Origin of the sequence: Pseudomonas sp. B14(2022) (assembly GCF_012030485.1) — a bacterium.
In the GTDB taxonomy this organism is placed as follows: domain Bacteria; phylum Pseudomonadota; class Gammaproteobacteria; order Pseudomonadales; family Pseudomonadaceae; genus Aquipseudomonas.
The window spans coordinates 445,790-462,042 of record NZ_JAAUVM010000001.1; the positions used below are offsets into that span (position 1 = coordinate 445,790).

Consider the following 16,253-nt stretch of genomic DNA (forward strand, 5'->3'; position numbering starts at 1 on the left):
GACTCGGAGGCTCATATCCAATAACAAGACGAGGTTGTATCCCTATGCCAGTCGGCAACCACCTGCCCCATGGCGAGACCGCTTCGGGCGGCCCGCTCAAACGCGAACTGGGCGAACGGCATATCCGCCTGATGGCGCTCGGCGCCTGTATCGGTGTCGGCCTGTTCCTTGGCTCGGCCAAGGCCATCGAAATGGCCGGCCCGGCCATCATGCTCTCCTACATCATCGGCGGCCTGGCCATCCTGGTGATCATGCGCGCCCTCGGCGAAATGGCCGTGCACAACCCGGTCGCCGGCTCATTCAGTCGCTACGCGCAGGATTACCTCGGCCCGTTGGCGGGCTTCCTGACCGGCTGGAACTATTGGTTCCTGTGGCTGGTGACCTGCGTGGCGGAGATTACCGCCGTGGCCGTTTACATGGGCGTGTGGTTCCCCGACACACCGCGCTGGATCTGGGCCCTGGCAGCCCTGATCAGCATGGGTACCATCAACCTGATCGCAGTGAAGGCCTTCGGTGAATTCGAATTCTGGTTCGCGTTGATCAAGATCGTCACCATCATTGCGATGGTGATCGGCGGCGTCGGCATCATCGCGTTCGGCTTTGGCAACGACGGCGTGGCACTCGGCATTTCCAACCTGTGGACCCACGGCGGCTTTATGCCCAATGGCGTCCAGGGCGTGTTGATGTCCCTGCAAATGGTGATGTTCGCCTACCTGGGCGTAGAGATGATCGGCCTCACCGCCGGGGAAGCGAAGAACCCGCAGAAGACCATTCCCCGCGCCATCGGTTCGGTGTTCTGGCGCATTCTGCTGTTCTACGTGGGCGCGTTGTTCGTGATCCTGTCGATCTACCCATGGAATGAAATCGGCACCCAGGGCAGCCCGTTCGTGATGACTTTCGAGCGCCTGGGCATCAAGACCGCCGCCGGCATCATCAACTTCGTGGTGATCACCGCAGCGTTGTCGTCATGCAACGGCGGCATCTTCAGCACCGGGCGCATGCTCTACAGCCTGGCGCAGAACGGCCAGGCACCGGCCGCGTTCGGTACCACCTCGAGCAACGGGGTACCGCGCAAGGCACTGCTGTTGTCGATTTTTGCCTTGCTGCTGGGCGTGTTGCTCAACTACCTGGTGCCGGAGAAAGTCTTCGTCTGGGTCACATCCATCGCCACCTTCGGTGCGATCTGGACGTGGGTCATGATCCTGCTGGCGCAGCTCAAGTTCCGCAGCAGCCTGAGCCCGGCCGAACAGAAAGCCCTCAAGTACCGCATGTGGCTGTACCCGGTCAGTTCGTACCTGGCCCTGGCGTTCCTGGTGCTGGTGGTGGGCCTGATGGCGTACTTCCCGGATACCCGCGTGGCGCTCTATGTGGGACCGGCCTTCCTGGTGCTGCTGACCGTGTTGTTCTACGTGTTCAAGCTGCAGCCGACCCAGGTCGCCCAGGGTTCACAGCCGTCGGTGTGATCCCTTGAGCGCGGGCCGGCCTGTTTCGCGACAGGTCGGCCCGCACTGTCTCAGACCCGCTGCAACGTGCGTTGCGTGCCTTCGGTCAACTGCCGCACCAGGCGGTTGTGTTCGTTGGCTTCCTCGTCGGCCAGTTGCTGGCGACGCTCCAGGTATTCATCCGAACGCCTGTCCGAAAACGCCTGATCCAACACGCTGACTTTGTAGGTGATGGTGTCCTTGACGGTGAAAAACGCCTCCGGCTCACTGCTGGCCAGGTACTCGATCCAGAACTCGGTGGCCACGATCGCCTCCTGCAACGCCGGTGACTGGCCGAGCCTGCGCAGGGTTCGGCGCGCGTCGTCGATCACTGCCGGCGTCACATAGTCATCCACGCTGTACAGCAGCTCCAGTGGATAAAACGGCAGGTTGAATTCCCGCGCCAGTTTACTGCGCAGGTAGATGGTCACCTCGGCGTGATCGACGTCCAGGTCGGCACGCTCGCGCGCAAGCACGAACTGGTCGGCAAAGTGATCGAGCTGATTGAGGTAGAAGCAACTCTTGGCCAGTTCCAGCAAGGCCCGGTCGGCCAGGTAGCTCCTGGGTTGCAGCTTGGCCTGGTGGATACGGTGATGCAGCTCCATGTTGGTAAAGGCCAGCAGCACGCTGTCGCCGCAATTGCCTGAACCATAGGTATTGAGGCAGATCGTGTTGCGCAGTTGCGTCGATTCGCCCATGGCGATCAGCAGGCTCCAGACCCGCTCGGTCAGCCGTGTTCTTGACGCGGGGCTGCGGTAGGCGTGGGTCCTCTTCAGGTCACGCAGTACCCGGAACACATCATCGGCACTTGCCGTTTCATTCGCCTTCAACTGCTCCCACAGTTGTTGGCGGGCGGCCACGTCCTGCGCCGCCACGCCGGTCAGCCAGGTATCGAGGTCGTTCGGCGCCGCCGGGGCATGGGCCGGTGTACGCAGTTGGCCACCCAGTCGGATACCCGTGGCAATCCGGTAGGCGTCGATGCTCTCCAGGGTCTCCACCGACAGCGGGTTTTCGTGCAGCAGGGTGTTGCGATTGGCGGTTTGCAGCCAGGGGTTGGTGAAGACTTCTTCGGGAACGGTAGTGATCCCGTTTGCCTGCAGGTGCAGCTCTGTAAGCACCGGAAGCGCGCTGGCCCCGATGGGCCATTGCGTGATGCCGGTGTTGGCCAGGCGCAGTGTATTCATCTGCAGCATCCGGCTGACATCCGGTGTGAGGGTCAGGTCCGGGTTGTCGTTCAGGTCGAGTTTTTGCAAGTTGACCATGTTTGCCAGGCGCTGCACGGCCTCTTCGGTCAAACGCAGGTCGTTGTCACTCAGGTCAAGGTGGGTGAGGGTGGTCATATCCGTGATCGCGCTGGGCAAGTCCGTGAGGCGACAGTCGACGCGCAATGCCTTGAGCTGGGCGAACTTACTGAGAAATTCCGCCCCCGTGGCAGGGAACGTGTTGCCGGAAATTCGCAGGTATTCAATGTGGCTGAAGCCGCTGGTACCCGTCAGGAAAGACCCCGGCGGCAGACCTTCATCGTCCAGTTGCAACTCCAGTGACGGCACGTTGAACAGGCCGGCGATATAGAACGTCGCGTTTTCGCGCCGCCATGCGCCCCGCAGTTGGTAGGCGATATGGCGTCGCCGGCCACGGTTCATGCCCAAGGGGTCGTTGAGTGCGTTGTCAGCCGGCAGCAAGGTTTCACTCCAGCGGGAAAGCTCCACATCCATGGCCTGGTACTCGGCCTGGCGGCGCTCCAGCTCGATCAGTATTTCCGGGTCCGTCATGTTCAACGACCGCAAGAAGCGCCGTGCGTCGTCGTTGTTGAAGCTGGGGTAAAGCTCCTGGGCCTTGGCCACCAGACTCGGCGGTCGGGGGCCGAAAAAAGACTGGATCTGGCGCCATAGCGGATACACCAGAAACGAACGGTCCAGCCCCATGGCCGGTTGCATCCAGGGCTGCAAGTGCGGGATGTCCAGCAGGCCCTTGATGTCCACGCGACGGGCGAAGGCCAGTTCGGCAAGCTGGTTGCGCAGGTCGGCGATACCGGCTTCGGTGTCCACTTCAAGGACGGCCTGCTCGGCGGCAGTCAAGGTGCTGAGAATGACCCGCAGCAGTCTGATCGAAGGCTGGCCCAAGGCTCGGCCCTGTTGGTCATAGGCTTGATAGCCGTGGGTGGTTCGGGCCACGGTCTTGCGTGATGAACCCACCAGGTAACCCGCCGTTTCCAGCAGGCGCCCCTCGTTGTCCCGTTCACGGATATCGATGCGCAGGCTCCGTGGCCAACCCGGCAGGGAACGCAGCAGGTACAAGGTGATCCTGTCGCTGTCGGCATTGGCGCAGGCGTCTGCATATAAGCCTTCGAAGGCGCGATTCAAGCGCAACTCGTGGCTACTCAGGCGCGCCTGTTCCGAAAGGCGCAGGCTCAACTGGTTTTTCTCGTGCAACTGCTTCAGCTCGCGTGGCGAGGCGTGGCCAAGAATGGCCTTGACCGTGCGGGTCGGCAGGTCTGGATGCCGGGTCTTGAAGCGGCGCTCTTGCTCGGTGCCTTCGGACTCGCTGCGTCGGTAAAGGGACTTGAGGATTTGCGCCCGCTCCCGGTCGGTGTACTCGACGATTTGCGTAATCAGCTCGACCCGGCGCTGTTCCGGGGTCTTCGGTAGCCGACCCAGCAGGCCCTGGACCACATCGTCGTGGGGGACGATGGCGTCCAGCAGCCTGGCGCTTTTGAACTGCGCATCGGTGACCTTCACGACCTGGTCGTTGGGCCGCCGATGCTCAGGGTATTGGTGGGTGACACGATCATTGCTGTCGACAATCTGCAGCACGTGGCTGTCGGGCCAGCCGGGCAGGCTGGAGATCACCAGCAATTGCAGGTCCGGGCGCGCGGAAGGGGAGCCGGGAAACTCATACATTGCCTCGATGAATCGGTTGATTTCCTGGTCGATACGCAGGCGTTTGCAGGTATCGGCCAGCAGCGGCGGCGCCGCCCGGCCGCTGCGGTGTGCCTGGCGCAGTACGTGGGCCGGGGTGTCGGTCAGGGCGAGAAGGGTGCGGGCGGTATCCCGAGGGAATGCGTAGTGGTCGCCCCCAAGACGGTAGAGCAGGCTGTGGTCGTCCCACCCCATGGGATTCTCGCTGGACAGGCGCCAGGCGCCGTCGCCATTGTGCTCCAGGGTTGGCGTGTCGACGCCGATCTTTTGCGGGTGCTTGAGCCGCCACTTGAAGGTCCGCGTGTCATGGACAATCCGGTACCAGGAACCGAACAGGGGCAGATAGTGCTCGCCCCCAAGCGCGAAAATGCCCAGGGCATCCGGCCGCAGGTGGGTCGGCAGTGACAGCGTATGCTCGTACTGCGCCAGCGACCCGTCGGCCAGCCTCACAAAACCCTCCGGGCCGCGCTGGTTGCTCATGTAGTCGCCCAAGGTGACCCGCAGGCCCATGGCGTCGGAGGCTCTGCGCATGCCCAATTGTTGCCGCTCATGGGGTTGCAGCACCGAGCTGATGGCCAGGTAGAAACTGTCCACCGCCGGCGATACCGCAATCGTGCCGGCATTGTGCATATCGTAGGCTTCATAGACGCCCTCGCCGTAGTGACGCAGCTCTACAGTGAGGTCGTCAGGACCGCTGCTGGCATACGGCTTGGCGATACGGCCGGCAACCACTTCGGTGATGACGAAATTGCGCTTGAGACTTCGGCGTATCAACGCCGAGGCAAACTCCCTGGCCCATTGATCGGCATCGTTGTTGAACTGGCGCGGGTGATACAGCGCGTCGATCGCGGCGTCGATACGCAGCGCGGTGCGATGGTTATCCAGCAGTTCGGCAAAGACCGTCGGCAGTCCTCCTTCTCGTAAGTAGGCCTGCTGTTGGCGCGGGGTCAGCGGATGCTGGGCCAATAGACGCTCCAGCATGGCCGGTGACAGTGGGTTATTGAGGTCGCGCAATTTTTTCAGCAGTGGAGTGACGGCGACCGCCGGCGCTGAAGCCTTGAGTGGCAGGAAGCGGCGCACATTGGTGGGTGGCAATGCCTCATGTTTTTCATAACCGGCGTAATTCACCACGGCGGCGAACAATGCCAGGCGTTCGCGACGCGCGAGGGCGGCGACGTCGCGCCGTACCGCCATGATCCGCTGTTCAGGCGTGGCGTCGGGTTGATCCGTGAAGCCCAGTGGTGAGGTGCCCGGTTGCAGGCTGATGACCAGGCTCAACAGGGGGTCGGCCCGATAGGGCGGCTGGCCGTGATCGCCTTCGGCCTGGTAGCTGCCGTTAGCGCTGCGGATGATCGTGATCGTCGTCGAGCCGGGCATCGGCTGCTCGGTCTTGCCGAAGGTTGCGATCACCCTGCGTTGCGGGTCCTTGATGCTCAGCAGGGCGGCGCTGGGCCAATCGGGGAGCTGGGTCAGCAGGCATAACACCACGCTTTCGCCATAGGGAGGCAGGTAGCCGGCTTCATGAAAGCGATTGATGATGTGTTCGATCACCTGGTCGGCCTGCAGGCGTCGCACGCCTTCGATCAGGTTCAACGGTGCCGGTTCGCCGCGCCACACATGCTCCAGGGTATCGCGGGAGGTGGCCGTGCTGCGCAGTGTGCGTTCCAGATCGGCCTGGGCGATAACCGATGCATCGTTGGGCAGCATCTGCTGCAGCAATTGGGTATCCGACAGGGCTTGGGTGTTGTGCAGGTCGAAGGTCCAGGCTTGCAGCGCCGGGTTGAAGATAATCGGCGGCTTGTACCCGCTGCTGCTGCTGCGCTTGAGGCTGTAGCGCTGCGAGACCTGGTCGTGGACGACCTCTGCCACCAGGGTCTGGTTGTCATGGTGTAGCTTGACGTATTGCCGGTCTTGTACGGTGAACACGCACAGGGCGTCGGCGCGTTTACCCTCGAGCAGGTATTGCTGGCTGTGGGCATAGGGGCGGGCGTCGGGTTTCCACAGTTCATCCACACCGTCGGGGCGCGTGACTTTGCGCGGGTTGCCCAGCCGGTGCAGGTGTTCGCGCATGCGCTGGCGATGGGCGCTGCCGGCAACGCTGATCAAGCGCCCGCTGATGGCCAGGTCGGCGACATCGCTCAGGGTCGAGGCGAAGCTGCTGGCATCGCCCTTGACCGCTTCATCCAGGCCTGCGCTGACGCTGTAGGTCATGCTGCCCAGTACTGCCAGTTGCATGACCCGGTTCATGCCCGTGACCCCGCCGGGCAGGGGTGTGAGCAGCAGTTGCAGGACTTCGGCGGCAATGGCGGCGGTGGCGTCCTTGACCGCTTGCCAATCGGCTTCGGAACGGCTGTTGGCCAGGGTGTCCAGATCGGCCTGGCAGCGTTGGATCTGGCGGTAAGTCAGGGCTTGCACCAGGGTGACGGCGGGGCCGGTATGCGGGTCGGTGGAGAAGCGCATATCGTTGAGCGTCCGCTCCGGGAACGCCGTGTGAAAGCCATCGTAAAGCCGCCCGGCCAGCCAGCTCATGCCCTCGGGGCGTGGCGCCTGGGTCAGCAACGACTGGAACACCGACAGCCCCACCAACGGCAGTTGCTGGGAAAACCAACCCAGGTCGCCTTGCTGGTGACTGTCCAGCAACTGCTGGCGAAAATCCGCCTCTGCCGCGCGCGCGTCGCTGTGGTGGCGCAACGCCCCGCCGGGGCGGAACGGAAAATAGGACAGCACGCCGAGGCTGGCCACCCTGATCAGCAGCAGCGGTACGGGAATCGCGCTTTCCCAGGGGACGAAAGGCACGGCGATGATGGGCGTGACGCCGGACGTCAGGCTCAGGCTGTCGACCGGCAGTTGCGGCCCACTGCCTTCGAGCGATGCCGTAAGGCGGTCATACACCTCGCGGGTCAGGCCGTTGCGGGCGCGGTTGCGCCAGGCGTCGAGCACATCGAATTGCAACAGCGCCAGTACCGCCTCGCCCATCAGCCGGCGCAGCGTGCCTTTCTCACCGAGGGTGGCCTGGATTTTCACTTGCAGTTGGTGGCCCAGGTCCAGCTCGCGGGCAATGGCGATGAATGCCTGCGCCGTGAGGCTCAGATCACCGTCTTCGCCCACGACGCGGCTGGCGTCCACCAGGCTGTAGCCGGAGTCCTGGCGGATCGAAGTGGTGAAACCAAAATTCAGGCAGGCGGCTTCCCATAACGACAGGCTCTTGACGTGTTCGATGTCGCGCAGATCCCTATCGGAGCGACGGGGCACGCGGACGTGGCTGCCCGGCTGCCGGTCCCAGGGCAAGGGTTGCTCGACCTTTTCCAGGTAGGTGGTCTCGAAGCGATAGTGCTCCGGATCGCGCCCACCGATTCGGTTACGCAACTGCGCCAGGCCATCTGTCTTGAAGCTGCGTACCACCCGCTCCTTTTCGGCCTCAACCGCGGCCAGGGCCGCCAGGGCGTTGCGTTGCAAGCGCAGGAAACGTGGTTTTTCCTCGGCGTCCAGGCCCTCCAGGGCTTGCAGGACATTACGCTGGATCAGTGCCAGTGCCTGTTGCTGGGACCAGGCGGTACTTGATTGCAGATTGCCGGACAGGCCGTTGAGTAATTGATGAGTCGGCATGCGCTCTACCTTTCACGATAAGTGGAAGGCAGATGGAACCATCGCGCATGCCGGCGCCGGGGCTATCTATTTAAAGGCCGGTGCATCGCCGCGCAGCGTCTGGTCCAGACGCTTGTTGAACTCCAGCCACGCCGCCAGCCCGGCCATCAGCGCCAGCCCCAGCAGTGCGCTGAAAATCTGCATAGGCCAGGCATCCTCGGCCTGGGCGTTGAGCATGTCTGCCAGCGGCGCCAGCAGCACGCCGAGGCAGAATACCTCCAGGGAGTAGCGGCCCATGCGGCAGCTTTGCTCGGCCAGCCAGTTTTGCGTCCAGCCGCGACCCGGCAACAGTTTGGCGGTGACATAGGCCAGGGCCAGGAAGTGCAGCAGGCGTAGCGGCGAAAGGTTGGTCTTGCTGATGGGGTAGATCAGGTCGCTGAGCCAGGACGGCATCACCGCGTCATGCACCTCGGGCCAGCGCCACGACAGCGTCAGCACACACGCCACCACGGTGTACACCGCCGCCGCCAGGAACAACGGCTGGCGCTTGAGCGGGCGCTGTTCCGGCGGGCGCGCTTGGCTGGCATGCAGCGCCGCCGCGCCACCGAGGATAAACAGGAACTGCCACGTCACCGGGTTGAAGTACCACACACCGTCGGCAATCGCGCGCAGGTTCCAGCCCATCCAGGGCGCCAGCAGGTACACGGTCGCCGACGCGGCCACCACCAGCCAGGTCTTGCGCAACAGCAGCGGCAACACCAGCGGCAATCCGGCAAGCAGCACGATGTACAGCGGCAGCGGGTCCATCAGGTTGGGTTTGAAGCGCAGCAGCAACTCATCGGTCAGGGCCTGTTGCGGGTGGGTGACGAAGTGCGTCAGGCCCATCTCCTCGACCAGGTCGCGGGTTTCCACATGGCTGTTGGCGAAGAACACGATGCCCATCAGCATCGCCAGCAGGAAGATATGCACCACGTACAACACCCAGGCGCGGCGCAGGATTTTCAGTGCGGCAATCCAGTAGCCGTCACGTTGCAGGATCTTGCCGTAGGCCAGGACGGCGGCGTAACCCGCGAGGAATACAAAGACCTCCGCCGCATCGCTGAAGCCGAAATTTCGCAGGGTGATCTGGCCGAGAGGATTGTGGGGGACGTGATCCCAGAAAATGAAGATCAACGCCAGGCCCCGAAAAAAATCGATGCGTGGGTCGCGTCCGTTCAGCATGGCAGCGGGCTCTTGAACAAAAGGTTTAGTAATGACAGGCGAACGCGCGCGTCGTCGTACGCCGCACGTCGGGCGGGCGCAGGTTGGCGTTATTTGTAAGTAATTGCAAAGGTTGGGTATTACTGAATGTCTCTAGGCATCAATGATCACCAGTAGCCCGGCGATTGCAGCGAAGTCCAGTAACGGCATGTGAATCTCCTTGCTTCAACGATGCCGTCGGTGGTCCGGTTCAGCGGGGAAAGGGTGGGCTAGAACGCATTCATCAACAGTACTGTGCACGGCTTGGCTTGGTGCTCGTTGATCTGCGGCACCAGCCGGGTGAAGTGTTCGGTCCGGCAATGGGTGTCGAGCGCGGCCTGGTCGGGCCATTGCTCGATGAAAATGAAGTGCCCTGGGTCTTTCTGATCGACAAACAGATCGTACGAAATGCACAGCGGTTCCTGGCGGGTTTTTTCCACCAGTTCGGCGTACCAGGGGCGCACGGTGTCGAGGTATTCGGGTTTGATGAAATCTTCGGCGATGACTTTCAACACGATCTGGGTCCTTTAAGCAGCGTCGACTTCATGGGGCTCAAAACTGTCCGCCCGCGCCATTTGCCACATGCGTGAATAAAACTCGCCAGTGACCTCGCCGGTGAGCAATTCGCCAGGCTTGAGGAACACATGCAACTGCGAGAACAGCTTGATCTCGGTCGCCGACATGCGCCGTACCAAGTGTTTGGCCGACAGCTGCGACGGATGGTCCAAACCTGCCGCCGCGAGCATCTCGGCCAGGGCCTTGAGGGTGTTGCGGTGGAAGTTGAACACGCGCTGGGCCTTGTCCGGTACCACCAGGGCGCGTTGGCGCAATGGGTCCTGGGTGGCGACGCCGGTCGGGCATTTGTTGGTGTGACAGCTTTGGGACTGAATGCAGCCGATGGCGAACATGAAGCCACGCGCCGAGTTGGCCCAGTCGGCGCCGATGGCCAGCACGCTGGCGATGTCGAAGGCGCTGACGATCTTGCCGCTGGCACCGAGCTTGATCTTGTCGCGCAGGTTCAGGCCCACCAGGGTGTTGTGCACGAACAACAGGCCTTCGCGCAGCGGCACGCCGATATGGTCGGTGAACTCCACGGGCGCCGCGCCAGTACCGCCTTCCTTGCCGTCCACCACGATAAAGTCCGGGAGGATGCCGGTTTCGAGCATGGCCTTGGCAATGCCCATGAACTCCCACGGGTGGCCCAGGCAGAACTTGAAGCCCACCGGCTTGCCGCCGGACAGTTCGCGCAGTTGCGCGATGAACTGCATCAACTCGACAGGGGTAGAGAAGGCGCTGTGACGCGACGGCGAGATGCAGTCTTCGCCCATCATGATGCCGCGCGTTTCGGCAATCTCTTTAGTCACCTTGTGCTTGGGCAGGATACCGCCGTGGCCGGGTTTTGCGCCCTGGCTCATCTTGATTTCGATCATGCGCACCTGCGGGTTTTGCGCCTGCACCGCAAAGCGCTCCGGGTCGAAGCGGCCGTCGCTGGTGCGGCAGCCGAAGTAGCCGCTGCCCAATTCCCAGGTCAGGTCGCCGCCGTTTTCGCGGTGATAGGGGCTGATGCTGCCTTCGCCGGTGTCATGGGCGAAATTGCCGAGCTTGGCGCCTTGGTTGAGCGCGCGAATCGCGTTGGCGCTCAACGAGCCAAAGCTCATCGCCGAGATATTGAACACCGACGCCGAATACGGCTGCGTGCATTGCGGACCGCCGACCATCACGCGAAAGGCGCTGGGGTCGCTCAGCGGCGCGGGGCGCATGGAGTGGCCAATAAATTCAAAACCCAGCTGGTACACATCGATTAGGGTGCCGAAGGGTTTGTCGGCCGTTTCGTTCTTGGCGCGCGAATACACCAGCGAGCGTTGCGAGCGCGAGAAGGGCAGGGCGTCGCTGTCGGACTCCAGCAGGTACTGGCGGATTTCCGGGCGGATGGCTTCTACCAGGTAACGGATATTGCCCAGGATCGGGTAGTTGCGGCGCACCGCGTGGGGGCTTTGCAACAGGTCGAAAATACCGATCAGGCTCAACACACCGGTGACCAGGGTGATGGGCCACAGCCATTCGTGTTGGATAAAGGGGAGGCTGGCGAGGGTGAAAATGACGCACACGGCAAAGAAGGCGTAACGGCTTAGCAAGGACAGGCTCATACGGTTTCCTTGGGTTCGGACTCTCAGGTCGATCCGGCATTCTGCGCCAGTAACGAAACGCCAGACAACCTGCAGGTGTGCTCAGTTTGATCCCCGTGATGGGACAGACTGGCCCGAAATAGACAATGCGCGGCTATCGGTCAGTTCAAACCGGGCCTGGTTTTCGGTGGTCGAATCTGCCCCGACGAAGACGGTGAACGTGCCGGCCTCAACCACCGGCGAAAAATCGCGGTCCAGCAGGGCGAAGTCCTCTTGATCAAGGGTAAAGGTCAGGTCCCGAGCCTCGCCGGGCGCCAAGTGCACTTTGCGAAAGCCGCGTAATTGGCGAACCGGGCGGGTCACGCTGGCGACATCATCGCGCAGGTACAACTGCACGATTTCTTCGCCTGAGCGCGCTCCGGTATTGGTGACGGTGACCGATACGGCCAACGCTTGGGTGGACGCCAGCCGCTGTGCGCTGAGCCGCGGCGGGGAGTAGCTGAACGAGGTGTAGCTGAGGCCGAAGCCGAAGGGGTACAGCGGCGCCCAGTGCTCATCGATGTAGCCGGAGACATACCTCTCATCGCCGCTGGGCGGACGACCGGTGCGCTTGTGCGCGTAGTAGAGGGGGATCTGCCCCACGCTGCGCGGGAACGTGATCGGCAGTTTGCCGCTGGGGTTGACGTCACCGAACAGGATATCGGCCACGGCATTGCCCATCTCACTGCCCAGGAACCAGGTTTCCAGCAGCGCCGGCGCCTGGCGCACGGTCTGCGAGAGCACCAACGGGCGGCCATTCATCAGTAGGATGACCACGGGTTTGCCGCTGTCCAGCAGGGTACGCAACAGCGCCTCCTGGCCACCCGGCAAGCCCAGATTCGCGCGACTGCGGGCTTCGCCGCTCAGATCTGCGTGCTCGCCGAGTACGGCGACCACCACCTCGGCAACGCGGGCGGCCTGCTGGACTTCGTTGAGGTCCTGAGTCTCGTTGCTGATGGGCGAAGCGCCGGGCAGGTAAACCACCTCAGTGTCAGGCGCGACGGCGCGGCGTATGCCCTGCAAGACCGTGATCGAATCTTCGGGATGACCCGCCAAGGCCCATGGGCCGATCGTGGCCTCGGCATCCGTGGCCAGGCTGCCGACCACCAGCACGTTACGCAGGTGCTTGGACAGCGGCAGCAGGGCGTCGGTATTTTTCAACAGTACGATGGACTTCTGCGCGGCCTCGCGCGCCAGTGCCCGGTGCTGCGGTGTCAGCACATTGGCCCGTTGCCGTGCCTCGTCGCTGTAGCGGTAGGGATCTTCAAGCAGTCCCAGGCGCTGCTTGGCCTGGAGTACGCGGCGCACCGCATCGTCCACGGCGGCCAGGGGAACCTGGCCATTGCGCACCAGCGAGGGCAGGTATTGGCGGTAAGTCTGGCTGGCCATGTCGATGTCCACGCCGGCGTTGAACGCCAGCCTTGCCCGGTCGGCCGGAGCGCCGGCGATGCCGTGCTGGCTCAGCTCCCAGAGGGCGTTGAAGTCACTGACAATGAGGCCACGGAACCGCCACTGATTGCGCAGCACACCGGTCAACAAGGCGCTGTTGCTGTGCAGGGGTGTCCCGGCCAGCTCGTTGAATGCGGGCATGATCCCATCGACGCCAGCTGCTATAGCCGCCTGGAAAGGCGGCAAATACACTTCCCGCAACGTGCGTTCCGACACGTCAGCGACGTTGTAGTCGCGCCCGCCTTCCGCCGCGCCGTAGGTCACGAAGTGTTTCGCGGTCGCCAGCATAAATGAGGGGGCTGGAGGCCCGGGACCATGGAACCCCAGCACTTTAGCGCTGGCCAGCGCCGCGCCCAGGAACGGATCTTCGCCGGTACCTTCCACCACGCGACCCCAGCGCGGGTCGCGGGCAATGTCGACCATCGGGGCGAAGGCCCAATGCACGCCGCTGGCCGTCGCTTCAACGGCCGCCGCGCGAGCGGTCCGTTGTGCCAGGTCGGGGTCCCAGGCCGCGGCTTCTGCCAGCGGAACGGGAAATACGGTACGAAAACCGTGAATCACATCGAACGCAAACAACAGCGGTATATGCAGGCGCGAACGCGTGACGACCTGTTCCTGCAACCGGCGAGTCCGCTCGAAACCGTAGACGCCGAGGACCGAACCAACGGTGTGCATGGGCAGTTGCGTCAGTTCGCCCTGGTCAATGACGGGGCCGGTAGGCGTGTCCTGGACGCCGAGTTGGTTGAGTTGGCCAACTTTTTCTTCGAGTGTCATCTGCTGCAACAAGCGCTCGACGGGGTCTTGCTCGCCGGCGTGGAGAGCGCTGCCGCTGAGACTGAACGCCAGGTAGCACAGTGCCAATTTGCTATAGAGCCTCACGGGCGATTGCCGGTGTCAGCCGTTGAAGGGGTACCAATTGCCGTCGATTCCGAATTGAAGGGATGGTACTGATACAGCCAGGTCTCTGACAGCGGCTGGCCGTCAAGGCGCAGGAAAAGGCGCAGTTCCACCGGGTCCTTGCCGTCGACGCTCAAATCGAACTGTGCTCGCCAATGGCCGGCGACGTCGTCCGGCACCGCTTCGGTAAAAACCTGGCTGAGCTCGCCTCTGGAGCAACTGATCACGGCCTCGGGCTTGACCCCCGGCGCGAGTTTTTCCAAGGGTGCGCCTTGGAGTTCGACCACGAATTTACGCACACCCACAGCGCGCGGCTGGCCCGGTTGGCCGCCTTTGCCCAGGCGTGTGGCCACGCACACTGCCAGTGGCGAAACGTAGGGCTCCCGGGCCAGCCAGTGCAGGCGATAACGCAGCGCATAGCGGTTGCCCGCTTCGGCTGGCGCCGAGGGCACCCACATTGCGACGATGTTGTCGTGGATCTCGTCGTCGGTGCCGTTTTCCATCAGTTGCACGCTGCCTTCGCCCCAATCGCCCAACGGCTCGACCCACAGGCTGGGACGCCGCTGGTAATTCACACCATCGAGGTAGTGGTCAAAATTGCGGTCGCGTTGTAGCAGGCCGAAGCCCTTCGGTTGACGATCGCTGAACGCCGAAACCAGGGTGCGTGGCGGGTTGTTCAGGGGGCGCCAGATACGTTCTCCGCTGCCGGTCCACAGCGCCAGGCCGTCACTGTCGTGGACCTCGGGGCGCCAGTCGGCGGCGGTGCGCTTGGCGGTTTCACTGAACCAGAACATCGAGGTCAGCGGCGCAATGCCCAGCCGGCTGACGTTCTTGCGCAGGAAAAACGTGCAGTCGATGTCCATGACCACGCCCTGTGTGCGGTGGATCTCGAAACGGTAGGCGCCGCAGATACTGGGACCGTCGAGCCGCGCATAGAGGGTCATGGCGTTTGCGTGTGGGTGCTTTGGCGGCTCGAACCAGATGTGGGTGAAGTCGGGAAATTCTTCGGCCTTGCCGGCTTGTGCCACGTCCAGGGCAATCGCCCGTGCCGATAGACCGTACTGGTACAACTCGCCGATGGCCCGGAAGTACGATGCGCCAAGAAAGGCCACCCAGTCGTTCTGTTGCCACGCCAGCCTGGCCTGGTCGCCCAGGCGGCTTTCCTGGATACGGAAACCGGCGAACCCACTGTTACGGGGCAAGGCATGGGCCGGGCTGTCGCCTGGCATATCGAAGTGCGCCGGGTCGTAGACGATCTCGCGGGCTATGCCGTTGTCCAGGACATACATCCTCACGGGGGTGCGAAAAAACGACCCCAAGTGAAAGAAGGTCACGGGGAACTTGCCGGGGCCTTTGGCGAACAGGGCGCGCTCGGGTTTGAAGCGGATCTGGCCGTGGGCGGTGTAGTCGAGTCTCGCCAGCAGCGTGGCCGATGCGGTGCTGGGGTAGGTGTAGGGTTTCAAGGCATCGGCTTGTGCCTGTTCGATCAAGTCTTCGAAGGAAAACGCGCTGGGCTGGTCGGTTGTATCGGTCGCCAGGGCGCCCCTGCCCAGTGGCGTGAGCAAGGCGCCCAGTGAAGCGAATGTGAGGAACTCGCGGCGCGTAGACATGGTGTCCTTTCCTTCGACGATGAGGGGCCGGGCCTCACGTTCAGCACGCCACCGGCATGCAACCGTGTTGCTTGTGTGGAGTGTCGAGTCGGGAAAAGGGTCTGTCTACTGTCAGAAATAACAGGTTGCGAGGGCAGGCAGATCAACGCTCTGAGCAGGTTTTTTTAAAGGTCGATCGTTCATGCTGCGTCTGCTGCGAAATCGCGGCCAAGGCTTGGCCACGCAGGTGCCCATTTCAGAGGCCTTGGCGCGCGGAACTCATAGGTCGTCCCTGGCCACTTAAACAAGAGTTCCTCCACCTTTCCCAAAGTGAGCCGACCATGAATATCAATACTGCCCTGACCTCTTTGGACCTCCTGGCACGCTTTGCCCAGCCGCCGCAGGTGCCTTCTACCGCGCCTCATTCTGCGTCAGACAGCACGCCGCTCTATACGTCGACACGCCGCGAATCTGCACCCGCCATGTCCAATGACAACGCGTTGGTCAAGGCCAGGCTCGATCGGCAACTGGCACCGTCATTGGGTTCTACTCACCGGGCTCCATCGGCGCAGACGCCCGAAGCCGCAGAGCGCAGCGGGATACAAAAGGCGAGTGGCGACATTGCTCGGCACACCTGGTTTATTCCCGGCTTGAGCAACATGCTTCATGGGGTGGAAAAGTCAGATGGCAGCGTAGACGGGATGATGGAAGGGCTGAAAAGCGGCCTTGATAAAACCCTGAAGACGGGTTTGGCCACAGCGATTGCGGGGGCCACGAGGGGCGATTGGTTGTCGGTTATAAACGGATACGGGCAAGCGGTCGCCCATAACGAGTCCACGCCCAAGTCGGTCAAGTCGATGTTGGGCTGACCCAGGCGCTGGGGGGCACGTTCGTTTGCGCTGCCGGGCTTGCAGGAGCACTGAAAACAGC

At 62.8% G+C, this 16,253-nt stretch carries 8 protein-coding genes; 2 read left to right on the forward strand and 6 right to left on the reverse strand.

Features of this window, described 5'->3' with window-relative positions:
* The first annotated feature begins 44 nt into the window (after window positions 1–44).
* On the forward strand, window positions 45–1,463 hold the full coding sequence (locus HCF10_RS02150) for an amino acid permease (RefSeq protein WP_167654796.1): 1,419 nt from the start codon (window positions 45–47) through the stop codon (window positions 1,461–1,463).
* A 50-nt stretch (window positions 1,464–1,513) separates the two neighbouring features.
* On the opposite strand, the gene HCF10_RS02155 is transcribed toward HCF10_RS02150, so the two are convergent.
* From HCF10_RS02155 to HCF10_RS02180, 6 genes are all read right to left on the reverse strand, one after another.
* Window positions 1,514–8,005 carry an NEL-type E3 ubiquitin ligase domain-containing protein gene (locus HCF10_RS02155; RefSeq protein WP_167654797.1) on the reverse strand — a complete coding sequence of 2,164 codons (6,492 nt, stop codon included), beginning with the start codon at window positions 8,003–8,005 and terminating at the stop codon, window positions 1,514–1,516.
* Between the two features lie 66 nt (window positions 8,006–8,071).
* Window positions 8,072–9,205 carry an OpgC family protein gene (locus HCF10_RS02160; protein WP_167654798.1) on the reverse strand — a complete coding sequence of 378 codons (1,134 nt, stop codon included), beginning with the start codon at window positions 9,203–9,205 and terminating at the stop codon, window positions 8,072–8,074.
* Between the two features lie 248 nt (window positions 9,206–9,453).
* Window positions 9,454–9,738, reverse strand: coding sequence for a putative quinol monooxygenase (locus HCF10_RS02165; RefSeq protein WP_131697407.1), 285 nt, complete (start codon window positions 9,736–9,738; stop codon window positions 9,454–9,456).
* A 12-nt stretch (window positions 9,739–9,750) separates the two neighbouring features.
* Window positions 9,751–11,370: an FMN-binding glutamate synthase family protein gene (locus HCF10_RS02170; protein WP_167654799.1), complete on the reverse strand. Its 1,620-nt coding sequence runs from the start codon at window positions 11,368–11,370 to the stop codon at window positions 9,751–9,753.
* Window positions 11,371–11,451: 81 nt separating this feature from the next.
* A complete protein-coding gene (locus HCF10_RS02175) occupies window positions 11,452–13,716 on the reverse strand; it encodes a glycoside hydrolase family 3 N-terminal domain-containing protein (protein ID WP_337782108.1) in 2,265 nt (754 codons plus the stop codon).
* The gene (locus HCF10_RS02180) at window positions 13,713–15,344 is read right to left on the reverse strand and encodes a glucan biosynthesis protein (protein WP_167654800.1); all 1,632 of its coding nucleotides are present in this window, start codon (window positions 15,342–15,344) and stop codon (window positions 13,713–13,715) included. Before HCF10_RS02180 ends, HCF10_RS02175 begins: the two co-directional genes overlap by 4 nt.
* 320 nt (window positions 15,345–15,664) lie before the next feature.
* On the opposite strand from HCF10_RS02180, the gene HCF10_RS02185 reads away from it, so the two are divergent.
* Window positions 15,665–16,192, forward strand: a complete 528-nt coding sequence (locus tag HCF10_RS02185; RefSeq protein WP_145335163.1) for a hypothetical protein — start codon at window positions 15,665–15,667, stop codon at window positions 16,190–16,192.
* The last annotated feature ends 61 nt before the right edge of the window (window positions 16,193–16,253 follow it).

Bases quoted from the DNA above. Each gene is read 5' to 3' on its own strand.
- HCF10_RS02150 (WP_167654796.1), top strand. From the start codon at position 45: ATGCCAGTCGGCAACCACCTGCCCCATGGCGAGACCGCTTCGGGCGGC.
- HCF10_RS02155 (WP_167654797.1), bottom strand. From the start codon at position 8,005: ATGCCGACTCATCAATTACTCAACGGCCTGTCCGGCAATCTGCAATCA.
- HCF10_RS02160 (WP_167654798.1), bottom strand. From the start codon at position 9,205: ATGCTGAACGGACGCGACCCACGCATCGATTTTTTTCGGGGCCTGGCG.
- HCF10_RS02170 (WP_167654799.1), bottom strand. From the start codon at position 11,370: ATGAGCCTGTCCTTGCTAAGCCGTTACGCCTTCTTTGCCGTGTGCGTC.
- HCF10_RS02180 (WP_167654800.1), bottom strand. From the start codon at position 15,344: ATGTCTACGCGCCGCGAGTTCCTCACATTCGCTTCACTGGGCGCCTTG.
- HCF10_RS02185 (WP_145335163.1), top strand. From the start codon at position 15,665: ATGAATATCAATACTGCCCTGACCTCTTTGGACCTCCTGGCACGCTTT.